The sequence below is a fragment of the Pseudolabrys sp. genome, from assembly GCF_050250095.1.
GTDB lineage: Bacteria > Pseudomonadota > Alphaproteobacteria > Rhizobiales > Xanthobacteraceae > Pseudolabrys.
This window is the reverse complement of record NZ_JBFWPH010000001.1, coordinates 118,684-136,108: the sequence shown is the minus strand read 5'-3', so window position 1 is coordinate 136,108 and position 17,425 is coordinate 118,684. Positions and strand designations below refer to the sequence as shown.

Annotated in this window: 14 protein-coding genes; 3 read left to right on the top strand and 11 right to left on the bottom strand. The window is 65.5% G+C overall.

The genetic code is table 11. The features are described from left to right. The first annotated feature begins 3 nt into the window (after positions 1–3). The gene (locus AB7F10_RS00630; RefSeq protein WP_428558255.1) at positions 4–1,446 is read left to right on the top strand and encodes a glutamate synthase subunit beta; all 1,443 of its coding nucleotides are present in this window, start codon (positions 4–6) and stop codon (positions 1,444–1,446) included. Between the two features lie 157 nt (positions 1,447–1,603). On the opposite strand, the gene AB7F10_RS00625 is transcribed toward AB7F10_RS00630, so the two are convergent. Continuing rightward, positions 1,604–3,268, bottom strand: a complete 1,665-nt coding sequence (locus AB7F10_RS00625) for an SGNH/GDSL hydrolase family protein (protein ID WP_428558256.1) — start codon at positions 3,266–3,268, stop codon at positions 1,604–1,606. 178 nt (positions 3,269–3,446) lie between these two features. After that, positions 3,447–4,754 (bottom strand): lytic murein transglycosylase, encoded by a 1,308-nt coding sequence (locus AB7F10_RS00620; RefSeq protein ID WP_428558257.1) that lies wholly within the window; start codon positions 4,752–4,754, stop codon positions 3,447–3,449. 170 nt (positions 4,755–4,924) lie between these two features. Here AB7F10_RS00620 and galU point away from each other — a divergent pair, with 170 nt between their 5' ends. Beyond that, positions 4,925–5,806, top strand: coding sequence for a UTP--glucose-1-phosphate uridylyltransferase GalU (galU, locus tag AB7F10_RS00615; protein ID WP_428558258.1), 882 nt, complete (start codon positions 4,925–4,927; stop codon positions 5,804–5,806). Positions 5,807–5,930: 124 nt separating this feature from the next. Here the strand turns inward: galU and AB7F10_RS00610 are convergent, their stop codons facing one another. Further along, entirely contained in the window at positions 5,931–7,562 is a 1,632-nt protein-coding gene (locus AB7F10_RS00610) for an outer membrane beta-barrel protein (protein WP_428558259.1), read from the bottom strand. A 309-nt stretch (positions 7,563–7,871) separates the two neighbouring features. Between AB7F10_RS00610 and AB7F10_RS00605 the strand changes: the two genes are divergently transcribed. Then, complete coding sequence (locus AB7F10_RS00605; RefSeq protein ID WP_428558260.1) at positions 7,872–8,891, top strand: KpsF/GutQ family sugar-phosphate isomerase; 1,020 nt, start codon at positions 7,872–7,874, stop codon at positions 8,889–8,891. Between the two features lie 81 nt (positions 8,892–8,972). On the opposite strand, the gene AB7F10_RS00600 is transcribed toward AB7F10_RS00605, so the two are convergent. The 8 genes from AB7F10_RS00600 to AB7F10_RS00565 form a co-directional block, all read right to left on the bottom strand. Continuing rightward, positions 8,973–9,416: an NfeD family protein gene (locus AB7F10_RS00600; protein ID WP_428558416.1), complete on the bottom strand. Its 444-nt coding sequence runs from the start codon at positions 9,414–9,416 to the stop codon at positions 8,973–8,975. Beyond that, on the bottom strand, positions 9,416–10,387 hold the full coding sequence (locus tag AB7F10_RS00595) for an SPFH domain-containing protein (RefSeq protein WP_428558261.1): 972 nt from the start codon (positions 10,385–10,387) through the stop codon (positions 9,416–9,418). Before AB7F10_RS00595 ends, AB7F10_RS00600 begins: the two co-directional genes overlap by 1 nt. Before the next feature lie 126 nt (positions 10,388–10,513). After that, entirely contained in the window at positions 10,514–11,551 is a 1,038-nt protein-coding gene (gene hemH, locus AB7F10_RS00590) for a ferrochelatase (RefSeq protein ID WP_428558262.1), read from the bottom strand. A gap of 48 nt (positions 11,552–11,599) precedes the next feature. Then, on the bottom strand, positions 11,600–12,832 hold the full coding sequence (locus tag AB7F10_RS00585) for a phenylacetate--CoA ligase family protein (RefSeq protein ID WP_428558264.1): 1,233 nt from the start codon (positions 12,830–12,832) through the stop codon (positions 11,600–11,602). 65 nt (positions 12,833–12,897) lie between these two features. After that, the gene (locus tag AB7F10_RS00580; protein WP_428558265.1) at positions 12,898–13,752 is read right to left on the bottom strand and encodes an ABC transporter ATP-binding protein; all 855 of its coding nucleotides are present in this window, start codon (positions 13,750–13,752) and stop codon (positions 12,898–12,900) included. An 80-nt stretch (positions 13,753–13,832) separates the two neighbouring features. Next, positions 13,833–15,167 (bottom strand): ABC transporter substrate-binding protein, encoded by a 1,335-nt coding sequence (locus tag AB7F10_RS00575; protein ID WP_428558266.1) that lies wholly within the window; start codon positions 15,165–15,167, stop codon positions 13,833–13,835. 130 nt (positions 15,168–15,297) lie between these two features. Continuing rightward, on the bottom strand, positions 15,298–16,374 hold the full coding sequence (locus AB7F10_RS00570) for a branched-chain amino acid ABC transporter permease (protein WP_428558267.1): 1,077 nt from the start codon (positions 16,372–16,374) through the stop codon (positions 15,298–15,300). An 85-nt stretch (positions 16,375–16,459) separates the two neighbouring features. Then, positions 16,460–17,416: a branched-chain amino acid ABC transporter permease gene (locus tag AB7F10_RS00565; RefSeq protein WP_428558268.1), complete on the bottom strand. Its 957-nt coding sequence runs from the start codon at positions 17,414–17,416 to the stop codon at positions 16,460–16,462. Between the last annotated feature and the right edge of the window lie 9 nt (positions 17,417–17,425).

Genomic DNA, 17,425 nt, shown 5'->3' with positions numbered 1-17,425 from the left:
TCGATGGGCAAGATCACCGGCTTTCTCGAAATCGAACGCGAAGACCGCGACTACGCTCCGGTCGAGGAGCGTATCAAGAACTATCGCGAATTCGTCATCGCTCCGCCCGAGGACAACGTGCGCAAGCAGGCGGCGCGCTGCATGGACTGCGGCGTGCCCTATTGCCACGGCACGGTGAATATTGCCGGCGCGCCGACCGGCTGCCCGGTCAACAACCAGATCCCGGACTGGAACGACCTCGTCTATCGCGGCAACTGGGACGAAGCTGCGCGCAATCTGCACTCGACCAACAATTTCCCGGAAGTGACCGGCCGCATCTGCCCGGCGCCGTGCGAAGCGTCCTGCACGCTCAACATCGACGACAACCCGGTCACCATCAAGTCGATCGAATGCGCGATCGCCGACCGCGCCATCGCGCAGGGCCTCAAGCCCGACGCGCCCGCGAAGAAGACCGGCCGGAAAGTCGCCGTGGTCGGCTCAGGGCCGGCCGGCATGGCCTGCGCGCAGCAGCTCGCGCGCGCCGGCCACGACGTCCACCTCTACGAACGCTGGGCCAAGGCCGGCGGCCTGATGCGCTACGGCATCCCGGACTTCAAGATGGAGAAGGTCCACGTCGACCGCCGCGTCGCGCAGATGGAGGCCGAGGGCGTCACCTTCCATTACAACGCTCATGTCGGCGTCACGCTCCCGGTCGAGCAACTCGTCAAGGATTACGATGCGGTGGCGCTGACCGGCGGCGCGGAAAAGCCGCGCGACCTGCCGATCCCGGGCCGCGATCTCAAGGGCATCCATTTCGCGATGGATTTCCTGCCGCAGCAGAACCGCCGCGTCGGCGGCGAGCCGCTCGGCGACATCGAGCCCATTCTCGCGACCGGCAAAAAGGTCGTCGTGATCGGCGGCGGCGACACCGGCTCCGACTGCATCGGCACCTCGATCCGCCAGGGCGCGGTGTCGGTGACGAATTTCGAGATCATGCCGCAGCCGCCCGAGCACGAAAACAAGATGATGACGTGGCCGGACTGGCCGCTGAAGCTGCGTATTTCGTCGAGCCACGAGGAAGGCGCGACCCGCGAATTCGCGGTGCTGACGCAGAAGTTCACCGGCGAGAACGGCCAGGTGAAGACGCTGCATTGCGTGCATGTCGACGCGCAGATGAAGCCGGTGCCCGGCAGCGAATTCGAGATCGAGGCCGATCTCGTGCTGCTGGCGATGGGTTTCGTGCACCCGGTGCATGAGGGCATGGTGAAGTCGCTCTCGCTCGCGCTCGACCAGCGTGGCAACGTCAAGGCCGACACAAATGCTTATGCGACCTCGGCCGACAAGGTGTTCGCCGCCGGCGACATGCGCCGCGGCCAGTCGCTTGTCGTGTGGGCGATCCGCGAGGGCCGCCAGTGCGCCCACGCGATCGACAAATTCCTGATGGGAACGACGACGCTGCCGCGGTAATTGGCACTTCGTATAAGAAGCAAAAAAAGCTGTCATCGCCCGCGCAGGCGGGCGATCCAGTAAACACAGCTTATCAGTTGATTACTGGATGCCCCGCCTTCGCGGGGCATGACATCAAAGGAATGGGAAGCGCGGCGCTAACGAGCAGCGCCTTCGTTTACCGGAAAATCCCCAGACCGAACAAACCGCCGTCATTCCGGCGCGGCGGCGGCGGACGCCGCTGTTGCTGCGCCTGAACCTGCGCCGGCGGACGCGGCGCGGCCTGCTGGCCGGCGGGATGCGTGGCGGACGGATGCGGCGCGGCCGGCCGGGCCTGTGCCGGCTTCTGCTGAGGTTGCTCTGCCGCGGGCGCACGCGACACGCTGCGCTCCGGTTTGGCTTCAGGCTTCGCCGGCTTTGCGGCCGGCGTGGCGGCAGGCTTTGCCGGCGCGGGCGGCGGCGTGGTCGCGCGGGCGGCCGCCGCCGTCGGCGACAACTGCTCGGTGCCGGTGCTCTGGCGCGGCCATGTGAAATCGTCGGCGCGGCCGCGCGGCGGCCTGATCGCCTCGCCCTTCACCAGCACGCGAGTCGCCGTCGCGTCGGAATGCACCGGCCGCGTGGTGTTGCCGCCGGCGAGTTCTTCCGTTCCACCCCGCCGCGCGGTCAGCGGTACCACCGGACCCGCGAGCGGGCGCTCGGCCGGACCGAGATTGGCGTCCGGCACGACACCGCCGCCGGACGGTAGCGCCACCGGCAGCGCACGGTTGCTCATGAAGCGGCGCAGATCGCGCTCGACATAGTGTGCGAGCTTGCGCGCGCCCGACTTGGTGAAATGCACGCCGTCGCCGGAGCGCAGGCGCCGCGTCTGACCCTCGAAGTCCGGGCCGAAGGTGGTGTATTTGCCGCCCTCGTCGACGAAGCCGTCCCACACATCGACATAGGTGATGCCGGCCTTCTCGGCGCGGGCGCGGACCAGATCGTTGAGATACTGCACATTGGCAGTCGACTTGGTGCCGCGGATCGGCGGCAGGCCGACCCAGAGCACCGGCACGCCGCGGCTCTTGAGCGCGGCGATGGTGTCGTCGATGCGCTTGCCGTAGACCTGCTCCCAGCGCTCGGACCGGAACTCGACGACTCCGCGCGGCATCGCTTTCGGGCGACGTTCCGGCACCGCGATCTGGTCCTCCTCGTCGTCGTTGCTCGCGCCCGGCGCGTTCTCGTCGTTCGGATCGGACGCGGCCTGTTCCTTCTCGTCCTTCTTTTCTTCTTTTTCCTTGGCGGCCTTTTCGGCGGCCTTCTGGATCTGGCTTTCGCGGATGTTCTGGCGGTCGTTGATGCCGAGCATCATCACGACATAGTCGGTCTTCTCCTGCGCGAGCGTATCGCGCACCACGCTCCACCAGTCGAGATCGCTGCGCGCATCGTAGCGCAGCAGGCCCGAGCCGATCTTGCCCTTGCGGACGATGCCGATCTCCGGCGAATCCTCGAACGCATCCTCGAGCCCGTAGGCGAGCCAGTCCGCCATCGAGTCGCCGAACACGGTGACCGTGAGCGTCGGCGTGGTGTCGCTTTTCTTGGCCGCCGGCGGACGCACGGCCGACGGCGCGGCCTCGGACGGCGCGCTGCGATTGGTTTCGTAATAAGGCACGCTGCGGCCACCGCCGAACAGCTGGTCGAAGAACCCGCCCTGGCGCACGCGGCGTTCGCGGAAGAATTGCGCATCGGCCGGCGTCGAGAACACGCCGCTGACCGCGAGCACGCCGGCAAATTCCAGCGCGCCGACCGTCAGCACGAGCGCCAGCGTCCGCAGGAACGAGGCGTGTTTGGCCGCAGGACTTTTCATCGAAACCGGTCCTCGGAAACCGGCAAGGCCGGCTTCGTTGCCACTAAAATGTTCCCGCGTGATCTTACCCGAAAATCGGTACCCACTTTCGGGGATCATGCTCTATGGGCCAATAGGCCCCGAAAATGTCAACTTGAAGGATGTTTCCCGGTTGAAGAAGGCTTGCCGGGCGGTTCGGTTAACGCCCGCGCAGCCGTTCGAGCACGCTGGTCGAGGCAAAACCGTCGGGAATCCGACCCGTCTTGATCTGGAAATCGCGGATCGCCGCGCGGGTGCGGCCGCCGAGCTGGCCGTCCGGCTCGCCGACGTCGAAGCCGTGCCGCTCCAGAAGCTGCTGGAGTTCGAGCCGCTCGGCGCGGCTGAGCACCCGCTCGTAACGCGGCCAGTTCTGCACCAGCGGCTCGCCGCCGCGCAGCCGGTCCGCCAGATGACCGATCGCCAGCGCGTAAGACTCCGCCGGATTGTAGCGCAGGATGACGCGGAAGTTGCGCAGCATCAGGAAGCCCGGTCCCTGAACGCCGGCCGGAACCAGCAGATAGGCCTTGTCGTGCAGACGCGGAAACGGCTTGCCGTCCGGCCGCGCGATGCCGTGACGCTGCCACTCGGCGAGCGTGAGCTGCCGGCGGTCCTCCGCCAGCATGAAGTTCAGCGTGGTCGGCAGCACGACCTCGTAGCCCCAGGTTTCTCCGGTCGTCCAGCCGTTGCGGTGCAGCTTGTTGGCGGTCGAGGCGATGATGTCGGCGATCGAGTCGACGGTGTCGCGGCGGCCGTCGCGGTCGAAATCGACGGCGTAGCGTTTGAACGCCGTCGGCATGAACTGCGTCGGGCCGAACGCGCCAGCCCAGGAGCCGTTGAAGTGATCGGGACGAATGTCGCCGTGATGCAGGATCTCGAGCGCGGAAAGGAACTCGCCGCGGAAATAACCTTGCCGGCGGCCGACGCAGGCGAGCGTCGCCGTCGAACGCAGCACCGGACGATTGCCGGCAATCGCGCCGTAATTGGTTTCGACGCCCCAGATGGCGGCGATGATGTAGCGGTCGACGCCGTAGGTCTTCTCCACCGCATCGAAGACGGCGCGGTGCTGGTCGAGCATCGCGCGGCCCTTCTCGATGCGCGCGTCGGTCACCAGGATATCGAGGTAATCCCAGATCGCCTTGGTGAACTCTGGCTGGCTGTCCAGCAGATCCATGATCTTGAGATCGGGCGTCAGCCCGCGGGTGAAGCGATCGAAGCTCGCCCGCGAGATATTCCGCTTGGCGGCCTCCGGCCACATCCGCGCGATGCAGTTCGGGAAATCGGCGGTGGCGGCGCGGATGGCGTCGGCAGTCATCTCGGGGTGACCGGAGGCGCCGGGCTCGCCGCTCCAGTCGGCCGAATCACGCGCCAGCAGCGCCTGAATCGAGCCGGTCTGCTGCGCCGCCGCGGGGGCGCTCAACAGCGTCGCCGCGAGGGCGAGAATAAGGTGATTTCCGCGTGTTTTCGCCATAGCGTATCTGGCGTCCCGTCCGTACCCGTCCTTGACCCAGAGGTGCCTCGATAACGTTTCAGCGACGTTAACAGGCTCCGGTCCATAATGTCCCGGAGCTTCTGCCCGCCTCCCCGCGCCGTCGCGCGGACCATTTTTACGCCACGAATTATCGGCCTTACTCGATCATCATGCCCAAAATACGCAAAGCCATCTTTCCCGTCGCCGGCCTTGGAACCCGCTTTCTGCCCGCCACCAAGGCGATGCCCAAGGAGATGCTGCCAGTCGTCGACCGGCCGCTGATCCAGCACGTCGTCGACGAGGCGCGCGGCGCCGGGATCGAGCATTTCATCTTCGTCACCGGCCGCAACAAGAGCGTCATCGAAGATCACTTCGACCGCCAGTTCGAACTGGAGGTGACGCTCAACGAGCGCGGCAAGAAGAACGATCTCGCGCTGCTGTCGCACGATCTGCCGGAAGCGGGTTCCGCAAGCTTCACCCGCCAGCAGTCGCCGCTCGGCCTCGGCCATGCGGTGTGGTGCGCGCGCGAACTGGTCGGCCGCGAGCCCTTCGCCCTGCTGCTGCCCGACGTGCTGGTGCAGCACGATCCCGGCTGCCTCGCCCAGATGATCGCGGCCGCGGGCGCGCTCGAGGAGCGCGCCAATATCGTCGCGGTTGAGGAAGTGCCGAAAGACCGCGTCCATATGTATGGCGTGGTCGGCGTCGGGCCGAGCAAGGGCAAGGCGTTCGGCATCACGCAGATGGTCGAAAAACCGAAAGCCGCCGACGCGCCATCCAACCTCGCCATCACCGGACGCTATATCCTGCAACCGGAAATCTTCGACGTTCTGGAGAAGCAGAGCACAGGCGCCGGCGGCGAGATTCAGTTGACCGACGCCATGCTGGCGCTGGCGAAATCGCAGCCGTTCTACGGGCTGAAGTTCGAAGGCCGCAGCTTCGACTGCGGCTCCAAGATCGGCTTCCTCGCCGCCAACATGTCCTATGCGCTGGAACGCGACGACCTCAGCGCCGCGATGCGCGAGGAAATGCAGCGGCTGATGGGCGGCAAGTAGGTCTGGGTTATCGTCATGGCCGGGCTTGTCCCGGCCATCCACGTCTTTGATACAATTAAAGAAGCAAGACGTGGATGCCCGGCACAAGGCCGGGCATGACAGATTAACCGCGGACTTTTCACATCTAGTACTGCAGGCGCAGGCCGATCAGGAAGATGTCGGAGGTATAGTCGTTGCCGCCGACGTTGGAGCGCAACCACTCGCGCCGCGCCTCGCCTTTCAACTGGACCATGTGGTTGAGCTTGTAGGTCAGCCCGACGCCGGCCAGATAGCGCTTGTCCTCGCGCGAGGAGCCGACATAGTCGTCGAGCCCGAAGCCGAGCTTCACCGTGCCGATCAGCCACTGCTGGAAGGCGTGATCGACCTGCACGCCGACGTCGCGATAGAGTATGCCGGATACGCCGGTCACCGTGGTCTCGCCGACGGTCGAGGCGCCGGTCAGCTTCACGGTCGTGAGCGCGGACGCCGTCCAGACCAGCGAGGCGTTGCCGATCAGACCTTTGAGATTTTCGAGCTGCGGATCGTCATATTCGCGGCGCGTATAGCCGACTGCGATCTCGCCGGTCAGCACCCGCGACAGTTCGAACGTCGTGCCGATCTTGCCGGTCAGGCCGTTGGAGTCGCGGTTGAAGCCGGAGGCGTCGGGCACGATGTCGTGCTTGCGGGTGTCGGCGCCCGCTTCGATGAACGGTTTCACGCCCGGCACGTACTCGTAAGCCGCGCGCAGCGTGCCGCCATACTGGTTGTAGTTACGGTCTTCGTTGCTTGCGGTGGTGCCGTCGGTGAGCTTGGAGTCCTGATAGGTCGTGCGCTCGGCGTCGCCCTTGAGCGTGAATTCGAGCCGGTTGAAGCTTTTGGTCAGCCCGGCCGACCCGCCGAAGGTGTGATAGGTCGGCAGCTTCGACAGATCCGCCTGAAGATTGGGACTGCCGGGATTGTCGGTCGAGATCAGCGAGCGGATGCCAAGCTCGACATGGGTGTCGTGACGCACGTCGATGCGCCCATCCGCCTTGCCGCTGAAGTATGGCCGGCTCAGCGTCGGCGTGGTGTCGGGATTGTAGCCGGTGTAGCTGCCGCGCAATTCGCTCTTGAACTCGTGCCGCGACCAGTCCGACTGCGTGCGCAGTTCCGGCGCGACCGTCCATAGCGCCGCACCCTTGCCGCCGGACACCTGGCCGGGATTGCTGTTGTGACCGCCGATCAGCTCGACCGCCGGATAATAGGTCATGCTGCCCTTGCGCAGACCAAGCGGCGCGTAAGGATCGTCCTCGACATGCTTGCGCTTTTTCGGCTGCGTATAGATCGGACCGAAGCCGACCGGCGGCTGGCCCGGACGCCCCGACGCTGAAGCATATGCGGCATCCGCGCGATCCTGCGGGCGGCGGCCGATCGGACCCGTCTCGGTGACCCGGCCGAGCGGCGGATCGTTGCGCGCCGGTGAAACCGTCTTCGCTGTCTTCCTTTTCGATTTGGCTTTTGCGCCAACCTTGCCGTTGCGCGCGTCGTCGTCCGCGCCGCGCTGGAACGACCGCGTGTTGTCGCGCCCGGTGTTCGTCGCGTCGAAGCCGGTTGCGCCGGCGCCGTTCGGGATGTTGTCAAGCGGACGCAAGCCCGGCGTGCTGCGCGTCGTTTCGGCCTGCGCTTTTTTCACGGCGGTGCTGCCGGTCCGATCGGGCCGTTCGAAGCGCGAGGTTTCTTTCGGATCCTGGTCGGGCAATACCTTCGCGCCGGGGATCGCGCCGGTCGTCTGCGCCAACACCGGCGCGGACCACAGCGCGCACGCGAGCAGTACCGCACCGAGGCGGCGGAGTGCAGCGCAGGCGGGACGACGACGCGGCAAGTTCCGGGAACCTTCCTGTGGACGGCCGTGCACGCGCCAACGGACCCGCGACCCGCGGTTTTGCCGCGGAACGGGCCGTTAGCTTTGGTTAACGGAGTTAAAACCGTTATGGTTAATGAGACGTTGACCGGGGGAGCCCGGATCGCTAGAGCGCGGCTTCCGTGCTATTCCACGCAGCGTTGGAGCCCGCTTCCGGCCCCGCCTAGTCCCGAGTTACAGGCCAGAATGCCCACGCAGAACCCAAAAGCCGCCGCCATGACCGACCCCAGCGGGCAGGATGCCGCCCTGATCGCGTCCGCCGTCCGGACCCTCGGCCTCGAAGCCGACGGGCTGAACGCGCTGTCCGCGGCGCTGCGCGACGGCCTCGGCCGCTCCTTCATCGCCGCCGTCGGCGTCATCCGCGCCGCGAGCGGCCGCGTGGTCGTGACCGGCATGGGCAAGTCCGGCCATATCGGCCGCAAGATCGCGGCGACGCTGGCCTCGACCGGCACGCCCGCCTTCTTCGTCCACGCCGGCGACGCCGGCCACGGCGACCTCGGCATGATCGCGCCGGAAAAGGATGTGCTGCTGGCGCTGTCGTGGTCCGGCGAGACCGCCGAACTGAAAAGCCTCATCGAATATGCGAGCCGCCACAACGTGCCGGTGATCGCGGTGACCGCGCAGACCGGCTCGACGCTCGGCAAGGCCGCCGACGTGGTGCTGACGCTGCCGGACGCCCGCGAAGCCTGCCCGCACAATCTCGCGCCGACCACCTCCTCGCTGATGCAGCTTGCGATCGGCGACGCGCTGGCGATCGCGCTGCTCGAAAGCCGCGGCTTCACGCCGACCGACTTCGGCATGCTGCATCCGGCGGGCCGGCTCGGCGCGATGCTGAAATTCGCCCGCGAGCTGATGCATGCCGGCGAGACGATGCCGCTGAAGCCGCTCGGCACCAAGATGTCGGACGCCGTCGTGGAGATGACCGCGAAGGGCCTCGGCTGCGTCGGCATTCTCGACGCGCACGGCATGCTGGTCGGCATCATCACCGACGGCGACCTGCGCCGCCACATGGAGCCGGGCCTGCTCGACCGCAAGGTCGACGAGGTGATGACGCGCAATCCGAAAACCGTGCGCCCCGATCAGCTCGCGACCGAAGTGCTGGAAATGCTCAACGCCGCGAAGATCACCACGCTGTTCGTCGCGGAAGGCCGCAAGCCGATCGGCGTGCTGCACATGCACGACCTGCTGCGCGCGGGCGTCGCGTAGTTTTATTTGCGCATGATCTTATCCGAAAACCGGCCGAAGCCGGCATAGGCCGATTCACGCTTTTCGGGATCGTGCGCTGAATTACTCCGGCGCGACCGTCAGCGTCGCGCCGTCCGCCCGCACGACTTTCACCTTGCCGCCGCCCGGACTGTCCGGCCCCTGCACGCGCCACACCGTGTCGTCGATACGCACGGTGCCGAAGCCGTTGACGATCGGCGTTTCGAGCGTAAAGACGCGGCCGACCAGCGCCTCGGTGCGGCGGTTGAGGAACGTATGATCGGAGGCGTCGTCCGGCTGCCGGCCGATCCTCCGGTAGAGCGGCACGGCGGCGACCGCGAACACCGCGAAAGCGATGAACTGGGCCTGCCAGCCCCAATCGATCAGCAGCGACACGATGCCGACCAGAAAGGCGGCGAGGCCGAGCCACAGCAGGAACGCGCCCGGCGCGAACACCTCCGCGATCGTCAGCACCACGCCGGCGATGAACCACGACCAGACGCCGAGCGTTTCGATGATGCTCATGATCAGCCCCGATCGGCCGGCGGACGGCCGACCGGCGGCACTGCCGTGCCGGGCGTCTGGTTCGGACCGTAGGTGGCGCGGGCAAGTTCGGTGATGCCGGCGAGCGAACCGAGGATGCCGGTCGCTTCCATCGGCAGCATGACGATCTTCTGGTTCGGCGCCCTGGCGATTTCGCCGAACGCCTGGAGATATTTCTCGGCGACGAAATAATTCAGCGCCGCGATGTCGCCCTTCGACACCGCCTCGCTGACCATCGTTGTCGCCTTGGCCTCGGCCTCCGCCATGCGCTCGCGGCCCTCGGCCTCGCGGAACGCCGCCTCCCGGCGGCCTTCGGCCTCGAGGATCTGCGCCTGCTTCTCGCCCTCGGCGCGCAGGATCGCGGACTGGCGCTGGCCTTCGGCGGTGAGGATTTCCGCGCGCTTCTCGCGCTCGGCTTTCATCTGGCGGTTCATCGAGGCGACGAGATCGGCCGGCGGAACGATGTCCTTGATCTCGATGCGGTTGACCTTGACGCCCCAGGCCGACACGGCGGCATCGACGACATGCAGCAGCCGTTCGTTGATGATATCGCGATGGGAGAGGATCTGGTCGAGGTCCATCCCGCCCATCACCGAGCGGATGTTGGTCATGGTCAGCTTGAGGATCGCTTCATCGAGCATGGCGACCTCGTAGCTCGCCTTGGCGGCGTCGAACACCTGGAAGAAGGCGACGCCATCGACGGTGACGGTCGCGTTGTCCTTGGTGATGACCTCCTGCTGCGGAACGTCGATCACCTGCTCCATGATGTTCATCTTGCGGCCGATGCGATCGACGATCGGGATGATCAGGTTCAGCCCCGGCGTCAGCGTCCGCGTGTAGCGGCCGAACCGCTCGACCGTCCAGGTGAAGCCCTGCGGCACGGTCTTGACGCCGCTGATGACGATGACGATGGCGAGGAAGACGACAAGCAATATGACGATGTCAAACGGCGACATTGAACGCTCCGGGGTGAAAACGCAGCGGATATTCTGGATGGCAAACCAGCCAGCGGCAAGACGATGCCGCGGGTCCGCAACAACTCAATGAAAACGCCGGGTTAAGTCGCGCTCCGAAAAGCCGGCCTAGATCCAGCCCGACAGTTCGCGCACCGCGACACGGCGGATCACGCTCATGCCGTCGTCGCTGTCGTTGAGGCAGGGGATGAACGCGAAATTGCGGCCGCCGGCCTTCCTGAAGATCTCGGCGTTTTCCATCGCGATCTCCTCCAGCGTCTCGAGGCAATCGGTGGTGAAGCCTGGCGTCACCACCGCGATATTCTTGACGCCCTTCTTCGCCAGCGCGCGCACCGTCTCGTCGGTATAGGGCTTGAGCCATTCGCGCGGGCCGAAGCGCGACTGGAAGGTGAGCAGCAGATTGTCGTCGGTGCGGCGCAGCCGCTCGCGCAACAGCCGCACCGTTTCGATGCACTGGCGCTGATAGGGGTCGCCCTTGCGGACATAGTCTTCCGGCATGCCGTGGAACGACGCGATCAGCACCTCCGGCACGAATGTCAGGCCGGACAGCTCGTTCTGCACGGAACTGGCGATCGCGTCGATATAAACGCGATCGTCGAACCACGGCGGCGCGATGCGCACCGAGGGCTGCCAGCGCATTGTCTTCAAGGCGTCGAACACCTTGTCGCAGACGGTCGCCGTGGTGGCGGCGGCATATTGCGGATAGAGCGGAATGACGAGGATGCGGTCGCAGCCGGCCTGCTGCATCGCCGCGAGCCGCGACGGGATCGACGGATTGCCGTAGCGCATCGCCCAGTCGACCGTAACGCGCGGGTCGGCCGACATGGCGCGGCCGAGCTTTTCGGCCTGCGCGCGGGTGACGGTCTTCAGCGGGCTTTCGTTGCGCTCGCGGTTCCAGATCTTGTCGTAATCACGGCCCTTGCGGCCGGGCCGGAAAGTCAGGACGATGAGGTTGAGCACCAGCCACCAAATGACCGGGTTCTCCTCGATCACGCGGCGGTCCGACAGGAACTCCTTGAGATAGCGCCGCATCGAGGAATAGTCGGTGGCGTCCGGCGTGCCGAGATTGACCAGCAGCACGCCGATGCGGCGGCGCTGCGGCGCGGCGGGATCGGCAGTTGCGCGGGAGACGTCGGCGTCGCTCATGCCGGCTATCAGCGGCAAAGCAGGCGGCGCGTCAAGGGCCGGACTGTCTCAGTTGACCGGCCGCTCATCGGCGATCACCTTGCCGTCGTTCGGCAACGCACCGGGCGCAACCAGTTGCACCGCGCCGCGCACCTTGGCGACCGACTGCAGCGTCTCGGCGACCGCAGCGTCGAGCCCCGCGGCGGGCGCGGCGCATTCCGCCATCAGCGTCATGGCGTCCTGCTCGTTGGCGCGGCTGACGACAAGCCGCAGCCGCGTCAGTTCCGGGTGACGCCGGGCGATCTCCGCGACCTGCTCCGGCCGCACGAACATGCCCTTGACCTTGGCGGTCTGGTCGGCGCGGCCCATCCAGCCCTCGATGCGTATGTTGCTGCGCCCGCAGGGCGATGCACCCGGCAGTACGGCGGAGAGGTCGCCAGTCGCAAGGCGGATCATCGGATAATCGGGATTGAAGGTGGTGACCACCACCTCGCCGACTTCGCCCTCGGCCACGGGATCGCCGGTGCCGGGCCGTACGATTTCGACGATGACGTTTTCGTTGACGATCAGCCCTTCCCGCGCCTCGCTCTCATAGGCGATCACGCCGGGCTCCGCGACCGCATAGCATTGCAGCACCGCGACGCCGCGGCGGCCAAGCTCGTCGCGCAGCGTGGCCGGCAGCGCCGCACCGGAGACAAGCGCGCGCTTGAAGGACGAGGCGTCCCTGCCGAGCTTCTCGGCAGCGTCGAGCAGGATCTTGAGGAAGTCGGGCGTGCCGACATAGCCGGACGGCCTGAACTGCGCGACCGCCTCGACCTGCTGCTCGGTGTTGCCGACGCCACCGGGAATGACCGAGCAGCCGAGCGCGAAGGCGCCCTCTTCCAGAATGTAGGCGCCGGGCGTCAGGTGATAGGAAAACGAATTGTGCACCACGTCGCCGTCGCGGAAGCCCGCCGCATGAAGCGCGCGGGCGCAGTTGCCGAAATCGCGGCCCGCGCCCTGCGGTTCGAACAGCGGACCGGGCGACATCTGCAGGCGCCGGGCCTTGCCTGGCGCCGTGGTGTTGAAGCCGCCGAACGGCGGGCTGGATTTTTGCAGCGCCAGCAATTCGGACTTGCGCAGCAGCGGCAGCGCCGCGAGCGCCTTGCGTGAGGTGACGCCCGCAGGATCGACGCCCGCGAGGTGCTTCGCCCAGCCCGGCGCGGTGACCGCATGCGCGATCTGCTTCGGCAACTGCGCGAACAATTCGCGCTCGCGCGCCGCCGGGTCGCGGGTTTCGAGGGCGTCGTAGAAATCGGACATCGCTTAATTTTTCTTGCGCATGATCTTGTCCGAAAACCGGTTTCCACTTTTCGGGATCATGCGCTTTACGCCAGCCAGCGCTTGCGGCGGCGATAATGTTTGCCTTCGCGGAACGACTTTCGCTTGCCGCCGGAGACGCCGAGGTAGAACTCCTTGACGTCCTCGTTCTCGGCCAACGCCCTGGCCTCGCCGTCCATCACCACGCGGCCATTTTCGAGAATGTAGCCGTAGCGCGCATATTTCAGCGCCATGTTGGTGTTCTGCTCGGCGAGCAGGAAGGACACACCCTCCTTTTCGTTCAGGCTCTTCACGATGCCGAAGATCTCCTCGACGATCTGCGGGGCAAGGCCCATCGACGGCTCGTCGAGCAGGATCATCTTCGGCTTCGCCATCATGGCGCGGCCGACAGCGCACATCTGCTGCTCGCCGCCCGAGGTGTAGCCGGCAAGCGAATTGCGGCGCTCCTTCAGGCGCGGGAAATAGCCGTAGACCATCTCCATGTCGGCGCGGATCGCCGCGCGGCCGTCCTTGCGCGTGAACGCGCCGGTGAGCAAATTCTCCTCGATGGTGAGATGGCCGAAGCAATGGCGGCCCTCCATCACCTGGATGCAGCCGCGCCGCACCAGTTCGTTGGGCGACAGCGATTGCACCTTGTCGCTTTCGAATTCGATCGAGCCCTTGGTGACCTCGCCGCGCTCGGCATGCAGCAGGTTCGAGATCGCCTTCAGCGTCGTGGTCTTGCCCGCGCCGTTCGCGCCAAGCAGCGCGACGATGCCGCCGCGCGGCACCTGCAGCGAGACGCCCTTGAGAACGAGAATGACGTGATCGTAGATCACTTCGATATTGTTGACCGACAGAATCGTTTCACCCGCCGGAACCGGCGCGCTGCCGACATGCTGATGTGTCTCGGCGACGCTCATGGGATATCCTCCGATCCTTCCGGGAAAGTCCCGCCCGCGGAGCGAGGCCGCGGGCGGGCTTGTCGTTCAGGCTGCGAGAGTTACGACGCCTTGTCGCACTTCTCGGTGCGCTTCGGCCAGCCGGTATTCTTGGTGACATAGTCCTTGGCCGCGGACTCGAGCAGCGGCTGAACCATTTCCTTCATCGGCTGGATGTAGTCGGAGACCTTCACCCACTTCTCGCCGTCCCACTGCTGCATGTAAGCGGCGTTGTGTCCGCTGTGGTTCGTGCAGGAGAGACCGGTGAGCGGCGCGGCGAAGCCCGGGAAGCCGAGTTCCTTCCAGCGCGCCTCGCTGATGTTGAGCGTCTCGAGGCCGCGACGGACATCCTCGCCGTTGACGACCTTCTTGCCCGTCAGCTTCTGCGCGTTGCGGATCGCCTCGGCGACCAGCACGACGTTATAGACGCCGCGGTTGTAGAAGGTGTCGGCGAACTTGTCCTTGTCGACCTGGCTCTTGCCCTTGTCCACGACGTGCTTCTTGATGTCCTGGATCGCGGGATAGTTCGAGCCGAGGCCGGAGAAGTTCAGGGCGAGATAGCCCTTGGCCGCCTTGCCGCCGCCGCGGGCGTCGTCATCCGAGCCCGACCACCACACGCCGACGAAGTGATCCATCGGGTAGCCGTTTTCGGCGGCGCGCTTCACGGCCGTCGGGTTCATGGCGCCCCAGCCCCACATGATCATCCAGGCCGGACGATCACGGCGGACGGCGAGCCACTGCGCCGACTGGTCCTGCATTTCCTTGCCGGCCACCGAGTATTCCTTGACGGTGAAGCCGTACTTCTTGGCGTACTCATGCAGCAGCGGGAGCGGTTCGCGGCCGTAGCCGCTCTCCAGGAAGATGAAGCCGACGGTCTTGCCCTTGAGCTTCTCGAGGCCGCCTTCCTTGCCGCCGATATAGCGGAAGATCATCGACAGGCCGTCCCAGTAGGTCGCCGGCGGATTGAAGATCCACGGAAAGTCGTTGCCGACCGCCGCCGCCGACAGGCCATAGGCCATCGAGAGCACGGGGATCTTGTCGACCGCCGCCTTCGGGATGAGCTGCAGCGTGATGCCGGTCGAGAACGGATTGACGACCGTCGGGTTCTTGCCCTTCACCTGCTCCCAGCATTCGACGCCCTTCTTGGTGTCGTAGCCGGTTTCGCACTCCTCGATGTTCAGCTTCACGCCGCCGATGCCGCCGTCGCGCTCGTTGAGCATCGACAGGTAATCGTGCATGCCGTTGGCGATCGGAATGCCCGAATTCGCGAATGGCCCGGTCCGGTAGGTGAACAGCGGAACGTAGATTTCATCGGCCGCCTGCGCCTTGCTGGCAAGGACGGCCGTCCCCACCAGACCGGCGCAAGCCAGCGCCGTCATCAACTGTCTTGCCTTCATTGTTTCCTCCCTTTCGACGCCGGCCTTCGTTGGACCGGCAGTTCCCTTGCGACGGTCTCCTTCGGGACACCGTCAACCCGCGGTCACGCATACCCGGCGTCGCCGCGGGAATTGCCCATATCCTGCCCCATTAATAGGGAAACGGCCACACCCTCAGTTTTTGCTTCGCAACCTGCCATAAACGCGCAAGTCCGGCCGGCTCGACAATCAGGAAGAAGACGATCAACGCGCCGACCGTCATGAAGGTAATGTGCTCGACGGTGGCGGCATGGATCGGCAGGCCAAGCTCGGGCGGCACGATGCGCAGAATGATCGGCAGGATGAAGATCAGCGCCGCGCCCAGATAGGAGCCGAGAATGCTGCCGAGCCCGCCGATGATCACCATGAACAAGACGAAAAAGCTCTGGTTGATCGAGAAGGTCGTGGCTTCCGCGCCGCCGTACCAGAGAAACACCAGCAGCGCGCCGGCGACGCCGCAGTAGAACGACGACACCGCGAAGGCCAAGAGCTTGGTCGGCAGCAGCCGGATACCCATCAGCTCGGCGGCGATGTCCATGTCGCGCACCGCCATCCACATGCGGCCGATACGGCCATGCACCAGGTTGGAGGCGATCAACGTCATGACGATGACGATCGTGAGCACGACGAAATAGCGGGTTTCGGCGGTGGCGCGCGGCCCGGTGACGATGATGCCGAACAGCTCGCGCTGCGGCACCTCGATCGCGCCGGAGATATTGTAGTTGTAGAGCCACGGCACGCGAATGAAGCACCATTCGAGGAAGAACTGAGCGGCGAGCGTCGCGATGGCGAGATAGAAGCCCTTGATCCGCACCGCCGGCAAACCGAAGATCGCGCCGACCGCGGCCGACACGAAGCCGGAGGCGATCACCCAGATCAGGATGTTGACGTTCGGGAAGAGGCTGGTGAGCTTGTAGCAGGCATAGGCCCCGACGCCCATGAAGGCGCCGGTGCCGAGCGACAACAGGCCGGCGTAACCGGTGACGAGATTGAGGCCGATCGCCGCCAGCGCAAAGATCAGGAACGGGATCATCACCGCGTTGGTGAGGAAGTCGTTGTTGATCCACGGCACGGCTACATAAGCGGCGACGACGATCAGGATGACGCCGATCCGGTCCTGCAGAATCGGAAAGATCGCCTGATCGCTGACGTAGTTGGTCTTGAACTGGCCGGCCTCGCGGTAAAACATAAAACTTACTCTCTTTTGAGCATGATCTTGTCCGAACCGAAGGTCCGCGCTTGCGAAAACCGGTTTCCACTTTTCGGGATCATGCTCAGACTCGCTCGATGATTTTTTCGCCGAACAGTCCCTGCGGACGGAACAGCAGGAAGATCAGCGCGATCACATAGGCAAACCAGCTGTCGGTGCCGCCGCCGATCAGCGGACCCCAGTAGAATTCCGCAAGCTTCTCGCCGACGCCGATGATAAGGCCGCCGACGATGGCGCCGGGCACCGAGGTGAAGCCGCCGAGGATCAGCACCGGCAGCGCCTTGAGCGCGATGACCTCGAGCGCGAAGGAAACGTCCGACCGCGCGCCCCAGAAGATGCCGGTGACGAGCGCGACGAGGCCGGCGGCGAACCACACGATCACCCAGATCTGCTCCAGCGAGATGCCGACCGACAGCGCCGCCTCGTGGCTGTCGGCGACCGCGCGCAGCGCGCGTCCGATGCGGGTGCGCGAAAAGAACACCGCGAGGCCCGCCACCATAATCGAGGCGATGATGGCGGCGGCGATGTCGAGCTTCTGGATGCCGATGATGCCGCCGAGCGCATGAATGGTGATCGGCCCCTTCGGCAGATAGAGGTCTTCGGTCGGCATCACCTTGGGATCGCCGCCGAACACCAGCTCGCCGAAGCCGATCAGGAAATAAGTGAGGCCGAAGGTCGCCATGAAGAGGATGATGTCGGGCTGGTTGACCAGCGGCCGCAGCATCACCCGCTCGACGCCATAGGCGAGCAGGAACATCACGACGATGGTGAGGACCAGCGCGACGTAAGCCGGCACGCCCTTGTCATGCAGGCCGACCAGCGTCAGCGCCGCGAACACCACCATGATGCCCTGCGCGAAATTGAACACGCCGGAGGCCTTGAAGATCAGCACGAAGCCGAGCGCGATCAGCGCATAGAGCACGCCGCCGACGAGGCCTTCCCACAGCGTCTGCACCAGCAGATCGGGCGCCTGACCCATCTGGACGAAGGGATCGATGAAGATGCCGTAGAGAAGCCCCATCGCCCGTCC